Source organism: Acinetobacter kookii, assembly GCF_900096895.1.
Classification (GTDB): domain Bacteria; phylum Pseudomonadota; class Gammaproteobacteria; order Pseudomonadales; family Moraxellaceae; genus Acinetobacter; species Acinetobacter kookii.
In genome coordinates, this window is record NZ_FMYO01000001.1 from 215,510 (window position 1) to 229,563 (window position 14,054).

Below are 14,054 nucleotides of genomic sequence, written 5' to 3' on the forward strand. Positions count from 1 at the left end.
CCAATTCAGAGAGACTCATTTTAAATGCTAATCTAAGAATAATAAAAAAGAGGCCATGTGGCCTCTTTTAAGTGTGGATGCAATAGAGAATATCAATAATAACCAGACGAGCTTTGGGCATGTAAAAAAGCTGGAATCAAACCAGTTAAGGCTGCACGAATATCGGCACGTTCGTTAATCAACTGGTGTGACCCTTCTTCCAGCATCAATAAGGTCTGCAAACGGAACTTGCGACGAATAAACTCGATATTATAACGCCAGTCCACAGTCTGATCCTGCGCTCCCTGTGCCAGCCAGACAGGAATGCGGCAAGCAGGACGCGCTTCCATTTCCTGCATCCATTTTGACATGGCCAGAATCCAGTCCATTCCCATCATACGGGGCTGTAACGGATCTTTTAAACGAACAAAACGCAGAAATTCAGGATTGTGGTTATTACGTCTAAAATGCCGTGGTACCTGACGCTTAATACGCCGGATAATACCCAGACCGACCGAATTATGCCACCACGCCGTCTTGGCCGGTCGAATCAGGGGTGAAAGCAATAAAACACGGTCTACATAGGGATTTTCACGACGTTGGGCAAATTCCAGCAAATGATGCATCCAGATGGCACCACCCGTACTCTGCCCGATGCCTAACCAGGGTTTCGGTAATTGTTCGGCATTTTTAATGTAGTGATAAACCGCATGCAATACCTGCTGGTAATGGTCAAAATTCTTGATGTTTGCCGGAGAACCGTCACTGAGGCCATGACCGGGCAAATCATAAGTAATGACACTAAACCCCTGTTCCAGCAATTCACGAATAATCGGCTGGTAAATTCCGCTATGTTCCAGATAGCCATGCAGTAAAAATACCGTACCGCGTATTTTCGCCAAGGCAATTTTTTCCAGATGTGGTTGAAACACCTGTACATGCAATTTAAACAAGGGCATTTGTACATAGCCTTGCCAGTGCTCACAATCCAGCAGATGCAAACCATATAACTGGCGATAGGCCTGAATTTCGACTGAAGGCTGATAAGGCTTTTTCAGATTTAATGCTTCAAGTAACTGAGGTGTAGTTTCACGGCTTGGAACGGGTAAATCCAGCTGTTTTAAAATGGCAGGATTTAAGAATGGAATATCGGGCATTAAGGTACCTCTCGGCAATCACTGGAACCAAACCAGATATCACGGATAGTGGCTAACATTTCATAATTGGCACGGCGACTATGATCATAATTCTGTTCACTTGGACGCCACCTGGTCAATTGAGTCGGCATGGGTGCTTCTACGGGTACAGTTTCAATACCATTTAAGGCAAATAAACGACGGGTACGCGGCATATGATAACGGTCAGTAATCAAAATCACCCGTGGAGCTCCACCTTTTTTCTGCAACAATAACGAGCTAAAGCGTGAATTCTCACACGTATTCATACTGCGGTCTTCCAGCAGTTTTGCATCGACATCATGCGCTTTTAACCAGCGCTGCATATACGGCGCTTCTACACCACTCAGCACAATAGGTAAGCGATACTGCTGCTCTATGGCTAAAGTTTTTTCCAGGCGCAGGCGGGTATATTTGTTTACTACTATATCTTTTCTGTTTTTATCCAGTGTCAACCCTCCACCCAGCACCACAATCGCATAAGGTTTAGAAGTTTGTGACTGTGATTGTTCATTTTGCTCATGAATCAAGGCAATATCCTGATAGATGGTTTCATCGACCGCTTCGCTGGCCACCTTTTCCTGTTCTATTTCATGAGTCCGCAGAAAATCCAGATATTTTTCCATTAACGCTTTATTTTCAGTACTGTTCAAATCCAGCAAATCTTTTACCGTTTGGGCAGGATCTTCTGCTTCAGATGCAGCATCAACCGGCTTTGCCAGCAGCGGAACTTGCGGTTTGTCCTGTTGTTCTTTCTCCTGGAGCTGGGCATCTTCAATGGTTTGTTGCAAGGCTTTGTAACGCGCCTGAATCAATACCAGATCCTGTGAATTATGCGATTTGATTGCCTCTTCCATCAATTTGAGATAGGCCTGACGGGCAATCCAGACTCTGGAACCAGGCTCCAGATTTTCATGTTCACTCAAGGCTGCCATTTGCTGGCTTTTTGCCGCCACCTGATTCACTTCGACAGGTACGAAACTGTTCAGCGCACTCACTACCCAACCAGAATAAAAGGGTGAATAAAGCAAAACCATGAAACAGCCGAACAGTACAAATAGCACTGAAGCTATTTGTACCAGTCGTACCATCCAATGCGATTTCGCCATCATTTTTATTCCATGTGTGAACGAATTAAACCGGTTTCATCAAACAGCACCGGTTCAGGCTCTAACAAAATATCAAATTTTTGCTGTACATCATGCTGTACAGCTTGGTAGGTAGCTTGAACATCCGCCAGATCGGCCTGATCATAATTCACCAGCACCAGGGCTTGCTTATGAAACATGCCCACCATGCCCAGTTTTTTACCCTTCCAGCCCGATTGATCGATCAACCAGCCTGCTGCAATTTTAACGCCACCTTTGGCCTGAGGATAATGGGGTAATTGTGGAAATGTCTGTGCTAAATGGTCAAAAAGCTGTTCAGAAATAATCGGATTTTTAAAGAAACTTCCCACATTAGGATATTCTTTTGGATCTGGCAATTTGCTTTGACGAATCTGAATCACTTGTTTTTGCAGGTTTTCAGCCGTCTGATCTTCACCTACCGCCTGCTTAAGATCACCATAATTCAGCATTAAATGTGCTTGCTTAAGCAATTTAAAAGTCACATGAGTAATCACAAAACGATTTGGATCGTCTTTAAAAATACTATACCGATAGGAAAAGTGACAATCTTGAGCCAGAATCGTGCTGAATTGTTCCAGCTGACGATCATAGACTTGAACCGACTCGATAAACTCGCCCACTTCTACTCCATAAGCACCAATATTCTGTACCGGAGACGCACCCACCAGACCTGGAATGAGCGCCAGATTTTGCAGGCCATATAAATGATTTTCTGTGGTCCATAGCACAAAGTCATGCCAGACTTGCCCAGCCCCGACACGAATGGTCTTGCTGTCATCATCTTCGGCAATATCTTCAATACCCTGAATGTCCATATGCATCACAAGCGCATGGATTTTTTCAGGCAATAGCATGTTGCTGCCACCCGACAAAATCAAAACATTTAACTGCTGTTGCTTGGCATAATTTAAGGCATCTACCAATTCAGCGGTAGATTGTACTTTGCAGTAATGCGATGCGGTTGCATCAAGACTCAAGGTATTAAAAGGCTTAAGTTGAATTTGAGTTTGAATATTCATGTGCTTAAACCTTTATTTCACATCAATCTGTTGTTTGAACTGCTGTTCAAAAATAGCCACCCACGCCAAGCTGCTCGATTCACACTGATCGAGTACACGCTCAAAGCCATCCGCCCCGCCATAATATGGATCCGGCAAGGCCTGTTTGGGATAATTCTGATCGTATTCACTCATCAATGCAATTTTTGCCCGAATTTGACTGGCAGCATAGGCCTTTTCAGCCTGTTGTAGAAGCGCTTGAATATTGAATAAATTTTCATGATCCATCGCCAGAATAAGATCAAATTCAAGAAAATCTTGCGCTTTTAACTGGCGCGCCCGTAACGATGATAAATCATAACCGCGCTTTAAGGCATGTTTCTGGCTACGCTCATCTGGTGCTTTTCCAGGATGGTAATTACTGGTTCCTGCGGAGTCGATCATAATATTCAGTTGCTGTTTATCACAAAAATGCCTAAGAACAACTTCTGCCGTGGGAGAGCGGCAAATATTTCCTAAACATACACATAACACCTTATAGGGCGTTTTGGATGACATAACAACCTCAATTACTGCTTTATTTTCAGGTGTCTTATGTTAAGTTATTTAGAGGATGAATCCTATAGAACACTAAAACAATAATCTTGAATTTGATATCAAAAAGGAAGCAATAGATGAGCCATTTTCAATTTCAAACCGTCTCGAATATTATTTCTGGACTGGGCTCGATCTATGAGTTAAAGCCATTATTACAACAACACGCTTATAAAAAACTGCTGCTGGTCACCGATGCCGGCATCATTCAGCAGCAACTGCATGTGCCGATTATAGAAATTTTAGAAACCATTCGACTGCCCTATGCGATTTATTCCAACGTTCAGGCCGATCCTCCTGAGCAGATTGTATTGGATGCCGTACACTTCGCCAAAAATGAACAAGCGGATATCATATTGGGGTTCGGTGGTGGCAGTTCACTGGATGTTGCCAAAGTAATTGCAGTTCTGGCCCATCCGCAGCAACAACAGCGCTTGCAGGATTTATATGGCATCAATAATGCCAAACACCCTAGATTACCGCTGTTTCTGGTTCCCACCACGGCAGGTACAGGTTCCGAAGTTACCCCCATCTCGATTGTCACTACAGGTGAAACCAGCAAAACCGGTATTGTTGCTCCAGTTTTATTTGCCGATGTCGCCATTTTAGATGCGACCTTTACCCAGAACCTGCCTATGCATATTACAGCGGCAACCGGCATCGATGCGATGGTACATGCAATTGAAGCCTATACTTCAAAAATCAAAAAGAATCCCTATGCCGACATGTTAGCCAAACAGGCATTAAGATTACTCAATAAAAATCTAAGTTTGGTCCTGGCAGATGGGCAGAATTTAGAAGCACGGCAAAATATGCTGGTTGGCTCCATGCTCGCCGGACAGGCCTTTGCCAATGCTCCAGTGGCAGCAGTTCATGCGCTGGCTTATCCCTTAGGTGGACATTTTCATATTTCACATGGGCATAGCAATGCTCTGGTGTTGACCGAAGTGTTAAAATTCAACGCCCCGAATGCCAAACAGTACTATGCCGAACTGATGTGCTGGCTTGACCCGAAAAGCAACGGCAGTACAGACGGTTTATGCGATTTATTTATTGACCACATGCAGAATCATCTGGACAAAAGCGGCCTGATTTTAAGGCTGAAAGATTTGAATGTACCTGAAAATATGCTGGATCAACTGGCCAATGATGCGATGCTGCAAACCCGGCTGTTGCAAAATAACCCGCGTGATCTCAGCCAACATGACGCACGGGAAATTTATCAAGCCATTTATGCATAAATCAAACTTATACTGCTGATAAAAATCAAGATTTAAGTAATATCCAAATTGCTTTTACAGTTATTACAGGTCATCCAGTTTTATTGAGATGAGCTATTTTTAACTTGTATTTTCATAGGCTTTCCAGAAAAAAATGAAATCATTAAAGTGACTATAGCAATGAAACAGATTCCCAAACATCGTGCCGATTTTTCATATTTTTTACCGATTCAAACCCGCTGGTCGGATAATGATATTTATGGACACGTCAACAATGTGACTTATTACAGTTATTTTGATACCGCTGCCAATGCCCTGCTGATTGAAAAAGCAGACTTTGACATTCGCTATTCACCAGTCATTGGCCTGGTGGTCGATTCGGCATGCAGCTTTTTTCAGGAACTGTCTTACCCTGAAATCATTGATGTCGGAGTAGCAATTTCTAAACTGGGCAATTCATCCGTACAATATGATTTGGCCATTTTTAAACAGGGTCATGAGGTGGCTTCTGCACAAGGTCATTTCGTGCATGTATTTGTAGACCGGCAAACACGAAAAAGCACCCCGATTCCAATTAAAATACGGGATGCGCTATACCAATATAGTGTGAATGAATAAGCTTATTTGAGCTGAATATTCTGTATTTCACCGTCAAAGTTTTGCAGAAGCTCCTTGACTGCTGGTTCTGCATGCAGCAGCTCTGCCGCACGTGCATAGGCTTTTTCTTTACGCTCACTTTGCATGCTATACGGCGTTGTGGTTTCTACATCTGCATAATGAACCTGAAAATGTGTACCCGGCCATTCGGTTTTTAATGCCTGCTCCAAGGCATGCTGCAACTGGGTCAACAACGCTTCATATTGCTTTGGAATATGGAAAATCGTTTCACCATTGATTTGCCCCGTCATTACACCCTGTTGTGCCAACTCTTGAACTGCAGGTGATAACTCACTGTTTCGGAACCAGTACTCCCATTTATCCACCGTCCATTCGCCTTCAAGCACTTGAGGCTTTAATTTTAGAATATCCTGTGGCATCAGTTTCGATGAGGTATCTGTCAGATTGTCTTGTACCTCTCGATGTGCCGAAACAGCCGGTTCAGGTGCCAAATCAAATAATGAATCTTGGGCTGTTTCCTCTACAGCTTGCTGAGCTTGCACCGGAACTTCAGCTTGAGATTCGGTCGGTGTGGCTTCACCGGTTGCTAAAGGTGCTATTTCATCAAACAGGAAATCATCGCTGCTGCCTTCATCAGCTGTAGTGCTTACTGCTGCAGGCTCATCGTCAAAGCCAAATAATGCATCGTCACTGGAGGGATCAAAGACAATTTTTTCCGACTGTGCTTGAGCCGGATTCAATGGCGTATTTGATGCTGGAGATAGAACTTCATCTTCTACCGTATCCTGTTCCAGGAAATCATCCGAACTGGGTTCATCTATAGAAGATTGAGCTGCAACTTCATTAAATGGGTCATCATCATACTGAGACTCATCAAAATCATCATATACAGCTGTTGATTCAACAGGGTCCGGCTCTACCGCTACATGCTGCGATGCTTGCTGCTGTAAAACCTCTGAATGAACCGGCTGTGGTACCACGGACTGAACGTTTTGTGTAACGACCGATGCTTGTGATACCGGAATTTCATTGGGCTGTAATGGACGGAACGCCAATAAGCGTAAAACGCACATTTCAAAGCCCTGCTCTTGCGTCACCGCCAGTTGCAGGTCAGCACGGCCTTTACAGGCCACCTGATAATACAATTGTAAATCTTGTGCTGAAATGCATTGAGATAACTGCATAATCTTTTGATTGATTTCAGCACTGTATTTCAAGCTCAGCTCAGGCAAATACTGCAATAATGCCAGCTCATGCAAGGTTGAAATCAACTGATCCAGAACCAGTGACACATCCAGCGCCTGCTGGCGGAATTGCATCAGCAATTCACTGACACGGGCTTTCTGGTTTTGGTGAATGGCTAAAATCAGATCATAAATGATGGTACGATCAATCAGGCCCAGCATGTCTTTGACATCTTGATGCTGAATTTCACCCTGACCATAGGCAATGGCCTGATCGGTTAATGATAGCGCATCACGCAGTGAACCCTGGGCAGATTCGGCAATTTGCCAGATCGCGTCCTGTTCGGCCTGAATCTGTTCCTGCTTGAGAATATTGCTCAGATGTTCGGTAATTTCATCGACTGCCAGCGGACGCAAGGTAAATTGCAGGCAGCGCGAAATCACGGTAATCGGTAATTTTTGTGGATCGGTTGTAGCGAACAGGAATTTTACATGTTCTGGCGGTTCTTCTAATGTTTTGAGTAAGGCATTGAAGGAATGCGTCGAGAGCATATGCACTTCATCGATCAGATAAACCTTAAAACGACCTTGTGTAGGTGCATAGGGAACGTTATCCAACAATTCACGTGTATCTTCTACTTTTGTACGTGATGCTGCATCAATTTCGATTAAATCGATAAAACGGCCTTCATTCACTGCCTTACAGGTTGGGCATACTTCGCAAGGCGTTGAGGTCACGCCAGTTTCACAGTTCAGACATTTCGCCAAAATACGGGCAATGGTAGTTTTACCTACCCCACGAGTCCCGGTAAACAAATACGCATGATGTAACCGACCACGTTCCAAGGCACTCGTCAGTGCGCGTGACACATGGTTTTGCCCCACCAATTCATTGAAATTACGTGGACGGTATTTTCGTGCAAGTACTTGATACATGTATGCTCCTTTTTACAGGTCTAAGCATACTGTTTTTTTATAAAATAGTGAAATAAATGGCGGAGGTATGAACAATAAAAATCCTGTATTCCATCCAAACGAAGACGAAATTTTTATTTATACATTCAACACAATTAGCTCAGTTTTCCCAAAAGAAAATCACTTTGCATCTGGTAGCTTTTACCGCTTTGATCTTCACGAATTTCAAGGACTTTTTCATCTAAATCCACATAGAGTAAATTACGCGTTGCCACATTGATCAGCTCAATTCTCTGCTTAGATTCATCTTTAAAACGCAGCTTACCCTTCAAGGTTTCGACTTCATTATGACCACTTAAACTTTCGCGGGTTAAAGTATAGGTTTGATCCTCATGCAATGCCAAAGTCACAGCCATGCCCGGACAATCATCACAACGTGAAAGACAGCCCATGCACGGCGTTGTACCTTCATATTCTCCTGCCCAGGCGGCCAGTTGCTTTTGCGATTCTATAGATGCCTTGCCTTGCGTATCAGATTGGTTGGCATCCTGACATCCCAATAACGCAGCACTTGCCAATAAAGGAATTAACACGACATTTTTCATAAAATATCAACAGCAGCTAGAATCGCAGGCAAAGTAGCATATTTTGCCGTTATTTTCCTTAACAACATGTTGCAAATTAAAACCAGCCCTTACGACCCGCCAAGACCCGATCCGTGCAGCGTAGCGTCTCTTGGGTCAAGCCCCACAGCCGATAATCACCTGTGATGGAAGCTGTGGAAAAATTATGGGTATAAGCGAAACTTAAACTACGCTCAGGGTCACACCATGCGCCAGAGCCATTAAAGCCCATATGCCCAAATCCTGAAGATGATTTTCCTAAAGTTAAAATCCGGTGATAACCCAAACGCCAATGCATCGGTAACGGCATGATGCGGTCACGTCGGGTATATTGAATTTGACTTAATTGCTTAAAGATTTCAGGGCGAATCAACTGCTGCCCTTGCCACTCCCCAGCATTGGCAAGCATGGCATAAATTCGCGCCAGGCTATTGGCACTAAACACCCCTGTTGCCGCAGGAATGATGGCCTGTAGTCCTGCATCACTAAAGAAGCTGAAATTTTTCATCCCTTTGGGAATCATCGCATCCTGAAAGTCTTGAGGGTTTTGGCCGGAAAGTTCTAACAGTTTATCCAAGGGAGATGCTTTGCGTGCCTGTTGAGGTTTGACTTTAGCCTTGGCCTTTTGCGGTTTATCTGTTGAATTTTTTTGCTGAGGCACAATCCGGGCAACGTCAGCCAGTTTTTCCTTCGGCACGCCAAAATAGGCAGCATCTAATTGCAATGGATCAATCAGATAGTGTTGCATCAGTTCTGCCAATGTCTTCCCTGTAGCTTTTTCCAATACCCCGCCCACTTGCCAACCAAAGGTTAAGGGCTGATATGCTGCATCTGTCGCGACTTCAAAACGGGGTTTGGCCTGGGCCAAGACGTCCAGCATGTGCGGCCAATCCGCCATTTCCGAAGCATCAGCAACAAGATGGCGAATATCATATAAACCGCTTTGGTGACTCAGCATATGCCTTAAGCTAATTTTATCTTTACCCTGTTGGGCAAATTCAGGCCAGTACCGTGCTACTGGAATGTCATAGTCAAGAAAACCTTCACTGACCAAAATATGCGCCAAGGTAGATAAAACCCCTTTACCGGTGGAATAGCAGAGCGACAAGGTATCCGCTTGCCAGCTTTCGGTTTCAGACTTTTTCCCGGTCCAGATATCAACAACCTTGCGTCCCTGAAAATAAACCACCAGAGCAGCGCCACCTAAATTCGTCCGCGCATCCTGCATCCGGCTGAATTGTGTAGCAAGGTCCATAAATCGTTCATCGACATGACCTTGATAATTTGCTGTATTGGCGAAGAGATATGCTTTGATTTCTTTCATTCAACTGTGCTTTCCATAGACCAGTAAGACATTCTATCGAGCTTAAAACAAAAAAGCCTAAATCTACAGTGACTTAGGCTTTGGTCTTAAAGTTCTTTCACACTTCCCGTAACATGTGGCTTTTTATTTTTACTGTTCCGGATGACAAACTCGGTATCCTTTCCTTCCTGAGCAGTCAAGAACTCCACTTTTGAAGGGAGATACATCGGCAGTTTAAACCACACGTCAGCGTCATAAGCATCTGGCAAAGTTAAGCTGGCTAATGCTTTCGCCTTGCTCCACATCCCATGGGCAATCGCCTGTTTAAAACCGAAGGCTTTTGCCGTGATGGCATGGATATGAATCAGGTTAAAGTCACCAGACGTTAAAGCATAACGACGCCCGATATTTTCAGAGACATTCCATTCTGCATTCAATTCATAGGCTGGCGTTTTATTGTCGACCAGTTTAGGCGCAGCCTTGACACTGGTTTTTTGACGGGCCAAATAGGTAGTTGTCCCTTCCATTACCACTTCATTGCCCACTTTCGCCGTGGTAATGAAATCAAATTGCACGCCCTTGTCATGCGGTTGCAACTCACCAAACTTGCAGGACAAGGTTAATGGCTCATTGGTCCCCACTTTGCGGCTTTGTTTAATCTGGTTACGAATATGTACCAGACCTAAAATTGCAAACGGGAAAGCTTCCGTCGTCATCATATGCATTTGCAGGCTTTGCGATAGCACCGCCAGATAAATGGCAGGAATATAACCATTATTCTTGAAGCCACAGACTTCGTTATAAGCTTTAAGATGCTTTTGATCAACCTTGAATGAATCCACCACATATTCCACTTGCGGCAGCACTTTTTCACCTTTAGGCTTTTTAAAAATCAAGCCTTGAATCACTTTAGGATAGGCTAAATAAGGTTTTGGAAGTTGGCTAAAATGGCGAGTATTCATACAGAACCTTTGAGAAGTTTTTCTAATTTATTTAATGGAGTTCTCTCTCCCTCTGGGAGAGAGCTAGAGAGAGGGTTAATAATATATCCCCTTATCTCCCTCTCCTAAATCCTCTCCCCAAGGGAGAGGACTTTAATGTGTTAAGCCCCTAGCAAGCTTTGACCACACACACGAACCACGTTGCCATTTAAACCTGTAGACGCTGAAGATGCAAATAATGCAATCGTTTCAGCAACATCGACAGGTAAACCACCTTGACTCATTGAATTCATACGGCGGCCTGCTTCACGAATTGCAAATGGAATCGCTGCGGTCATTTGAGTTTCAATGAAGCCCGGTGCCACCGCATTAATGGTCACGCCATTTTTCAAAATCGGTGCCGTGAATTTCACTACACCAATCACGCCTGCTTTAGACGCCGCATAGTTGGTTTGCCCCAAATTGCCTGCAATACCTGAAATTGAAGACACACACACAATGCGGCCATTCGCATTGAAGCCATCATTTTCCAGCAAGTAATCATTTACTCGTTCTATTGCAGACAGGTTAATGTTGATCACCAGATCCCAAAGCTCAGGCTTCATATTGGCCAAAGTTTTGTCACGGGTAATTCCGGCGTTGTGCACGATAATATCCAGACCGCCCTGCGCCGCTGCAGCAGCCTTGATTTTTTCACCCGCATCCGCAGCAGTGATATCAATCGCAAGCGTAGAACCGCCAATTTCACCGGCAACACGGTCCAGATCCGCCTGCTGTTGTGGAACGTCCAGGCAAATGACATGTGCGCCATCACGTGACAGTACATGGGCAATCGCTTCACCAATACCACGGCTGGCACCGGTGACTACAGCAGTTTTACCCGCCAGCGGTTTGGCCCAGTCTACATCGACAACCTCTGCCTTGGAAACACGAATGACTTGACCAGACACATAAGCAGAACGTGGAGAAAGTGCGAAACGTAATGTAGATTCAAGGTTTGCTTCTGCACCTTCATCGACATAAACCAATTGTGCTGCAATCCCTTTCTTGAATTCTTTACCTACAGATTTTACAAAACCTTCAAGCGCACGTTGGGCAATCGCCTGTTTTACCGTTTTTGCAGTTTCAGGGCTAATCCCTACAACGACGACACGGCCTGAAGACTGAATCTGGCGCGCAATCGGGTTAAAGAATTTATAAAGTTCTTTCAGCTGTTCTGAGTTTTGAATCCCTGAGGCATCAAAAATAACTGCTTTAAATTTAGACTCTTTATCGCCTTCGTTGAAGGCACTCAGGTTTAAGCCCACTTTTGCAGCAGCCTGTTGCAGTTCTGCATTATTACCGGCATAGCCATTGGCATGAATATTGGCCAAAACCTGTGCAATTGCACCCGACAATGTACTTGAAGATGCAGCACCAAATAACACCGCACCTTTCACTACAGGTGTAGCGGATTCAAAACGCTCTAATGAAGTTGGCGATGGCAAACCTAAATTTTTGATGACAAATTTACCAATAGGAGATTTTGCAAAGGTTTGGTATTGGTCAGTCATGTTTATTATCTCTCTTACAAATTAATTTTTGATGGTTTTGAACATATCCTTTTAACTTCAATATGATGTCAGGCACTTATATTTCAATACATCCATCAGTTTCCATAGAATCATACTTGAGTTAAATCATGGATGACTTGACCTGAATGCTTTGCCGAATGTCATTTTAGTCAATTCAGCTGTTTTTAGATTGTGTTAATGTACGGGGCAAGAATACTGTAAAATGCTTGGAAAAGCCTGATGAGCAAAACAACTCAAGAAAATCCGGCAGTCGAAAATTCTGCTATGGAAACTGTGTCAAAACCATCAAAAAGTACTGCGCGTACAGCTAAAACTTCTGGCACTGCAGCCAAGCCAGCAAACAATACGACTAAAACGACCCGTACCCGTTCCACATCTGCACGTAGTAAAACTACAGCTTCAACGAAAACAACACCTGAATCTACACCTCAAACGTCTGTTCAACAGGATAAAACCATGAGCCAAAACACAGTTCGCCGCGTTGCTATTATCGGTGGTAACCGTATTCCTTTCGCCCGTTCAAACGGCGCTTATTTTACTGCTTCTAACAGCGACATGTTTACTGCAGCATTAAATGGTCTGATTGAGCGTTTCAATTTACAGGGTCAACGTTTAGGTGAAGTCGTTGCCGGTGCGGTTTTAAAACACAGCCGTGACTTTAACATGACCCGTGAGTGCGTGTTAAATACTGAACTTGCTCCAGAAACACCTGCTTACGATATTCAGCAAGCATGTGGTACGGGTTTACAGGCTGCGTTCCTGGTGGCCAACAAAATTGCGCTGGGTCAAATTGAAGTGGGTATTGCCGGTGGTGTAGATACGACTTCTGATGCGCCAATCGCTTTAGGTGACGGTTTACGTAAAGCGTTACTGGAGCTTAACATCGCAAAAACTGCGAAAGACCGTTTAAAAGCGTTAACCAAAATCAATGTGAAAGACTTGATGGATGCCCCTAAAAATGGTGAGCCGCGTACCGGTCTGTCTATGGGCGACCACCAGGCGATTACCACACTTGAATGGGGCATTTCACGCGAAGCCCAAGATGAACTGGCTGCATCGTCACATCAAAAAATGGCAGCTGCGTACGAAGAAGGTTTCTTCGATGACCTGATCACGCCATTCCTCGGTTTAGAACGTGACAACAACTTACGTGCTGATTCATCTGTAGAAAAACTTGCAAAACTTAAACCGGCATTTGGTAAAGGCGATGCACGTACCATGACTGCGGGTAACTCTACTCCACTCACTGATGGTGCATCATGTGTACTCTTGGCTTCTGAAGAATGGGCTAAAGCCAATGGTCACGAAGTTCTCGCTTACCTGACTTTCCAGGAAACTGCAGCAGTAGATTTTGTAGAGAAAAAAGAAGGCTTGTTGATGGCTCCTGCTTATGCGGTTCCGCGTATGCTTGAACGTGCTGGCCTTAAACTTCAAGATTTCGACTACTATGAAATTCATGAAGCATTCGCATCACAGGTGCTTTCTACATTGAAAGCCTGGGAAGATCCTAAATTCTGTAAAGAACGTTTAGGCTTGGATGCTCCACTGGGTTCAATTGACCGTTCTAAATTAAATGTTAAAGGTTCATCACTTGCAGCGGGTCACCCATTTGCAGCTACTGGCGGCCGTATCATTGCAACTGCTGCCAAACTGCTTAACCAGAAAGGTTCAGGCCGTGTGCTTGTATCGATCTGTGCTGCGGGTGGTCAAGGTGTGACAGCGATTATTGAAAAATAATCTGGCTGCTTTCACTTTGTAGTCAAAGAACCCTCAGAAAAGTTTAACTTCTGAGGGTTCTTT

12 protein-coding genes are annotated in these 14,054 nt (G+C 44.2%); 3 read left to right on the top strand and 9 right to left on the bottom strand.

Annotated features, from left to right (window positions below):
* Positions 1-92: 92 nt before the first annotated feature.
* Genes BLP85_RS01090 through BLP85_RS01105 form a run of 4 tightly spaced genes read right to left on the bottom strand, consistent with a single transcriptional unit; the run spans position 93 to position 3,840 of the window.
* Positions 93-1,136 carry an alpha/beta hydrolase gene (locus BLP85_RS01090; RefSeq protein ID WP_092818311.1) on the bottom strand — a complete coding sequence of 348 codons (1,044 nt, stop codon included), beginning with the start codon at positions 1,134-1,136 and terminating at the stop codon, positions 93-95.
* Positions 1,136-2,263 carry a YdcF family protein gene (locus tag BLP85_RS01095; RefSeq protein ID WP_092818942.1) on the bottom strand — a complete coding sequence of 376 codons (1,128 nt, stop codon included), beginning with the start codon at positions 2,261-2,263 and terminating at the stop codon, positions 1,136-1,138. The genes BLP85_RS01090 and BLP85_RS01095 overlap by 1 nt, the downstream gene beginning before the upstream one ends.
* 5 nt (positions 2,264-2,268) lie before the next feature.
* The gene (gene murB, locus BLP85_RS01100) at positions 2,269-3,303 is read right to left on the bottom strand and encodes a UDP-N-acetylmuramate dehydrogenase (RefSeq protein ID WP_092818312.1); all 1,035 of its coding nucleotides are present in this window, start codon (positions 3,301-3,303) and stop codon (positions 2,269-2,271) included.
* A gap of 12 nt (positions 3,304-3,315) precedes the next feature.
* Positions 3,316-3,840 (bottom strand): low molecular weight protein-tyrosine-phosphatase, encoded by a 525-nt coding sequence (locus BLP85_RS01105; protein WP_092818313.1) that lies wholly within the window; start codon positions 3,838-3,840, stop codon positions 3,316-3,318.
* Between the two features lie 116 nt (positions 3,841-3,956).
* Here BLP85_RS01105 and BLP85_RS01110 point away from each other — a divergent pair, with 116 nt between their 5' ends.
* Positions 3,957-5,117: an iron-containing alcohol dehydrogenase gene (locus BLP85_RS01110; RefSeq protein ID WP_092818314.1), complete on the top strand. Its 1,161-nt coding sequence runs from the start codon at positions 3,957-3,959 to the stop codon at positions 5,115-5,117.
* 159 nt (positions 5,118-5,276) lie between these two features.
* Positions 5,277-5,714 carry an acyl-CoA thioesterase gene (locus tag BLP85_RS01115; protein WP_092818315.1) on the top strand — a complete coding sequence of 146 codons (438 nt, stop codon included), beginning with the start codon at positions 5,277-5,279 and terminating at the stop codon, positions 5,712-5,714.
* 2 nt (positions 5,715-5,716) lie between these two features.
* On the opposite strand, the gene dnaX is transcribed toward BLP85_RS01115, so the two are convergent.
* The 5 genes from dnaX to BLP85_RS01140 form a co-directional block, all read right to left on the bottom strand.
* A complete protein-coding gene (gene dnaX / locus BLP85_RS01120; protein ID WP_092818316.1) occupies positions 5,717-7,834 on the bottom strand; it encodes a DNA polymerase III subunit gamma/tau in 2,118 nt (705 codons plus the stop codon).
* 134 nt (positions 7,835-7,968) lie between these two features.
* Positions 7,969-8,418 (bottom strand): copper resistance protein NlpE N-terminal domain-containing protein, encoded by a 450-nt coding sequence (locus BLP85_RS01125; RefSeq protein WP_092818317.1) that lies wholly within the window; start codon positions 8,416-8,418, stop codon positions 7,969-7,971.
* A 76-nt stretch (positions 8,419-8,494) separates the two neighbouring features.
* Positions 8,495-9,760 carry a serine hydrolase domain-containing protein gene (locus BLP85_RS01130; protein WP_092818318.1) on the bottom strand — a complete coding sequence of 422 codons (1,266 nt, stop codon included), beginning with the start codon at positions 9,758-9,760 and terminating at the stop codon, positions 8,495-8,497.
* Between the two features lie 86 nt (positions 9,761-9,846).
* Entirely contained in the window at positions 9,847-10,701 is an 855-nt protein-coding gene (locus BLP85_RS01135) for a MaoC/PaaZ C-terminal domain-containing protein (RefSeq protein ID WP_092818319.1), read from the bottom strand.
* 140 nt (positions 10,702-10,841) lie between these two features.
* The gene (locus BLP85_RS01140) at positions 10,842-12,233 is read right to left on the bottom strand and encodes a 3-oxoacyl-ACP reductase (protein WP_092818320.1); all 1,392 of its coding nucleotides are present in this window, start codon (positions 12,231-12,233) and stop codon (positions 10,842-10,844) included.
* Positions 12,234-12,473: 240 nt separating this feature from the next.
* Between BLP85_RS01140 and BLP85_RS01145 the strand changes: the two genes are divergently transcribed.
* Positions 12,474-13,991 carry an acetyl-CoA C-acetyltransferase gene (locus tag BLP85_RS01145; RefSeq protein WP_092818321.1) on the top strand — a complete coding sequence of 506 codons (1,518 nt, stop codon included), beginning with the start codon at positions 12,474-12,476 and terminating at the stop codon, positions 13,989-13,991.
* Positions 13,992-14,054 lie beyond the last annotated feature (63 nt).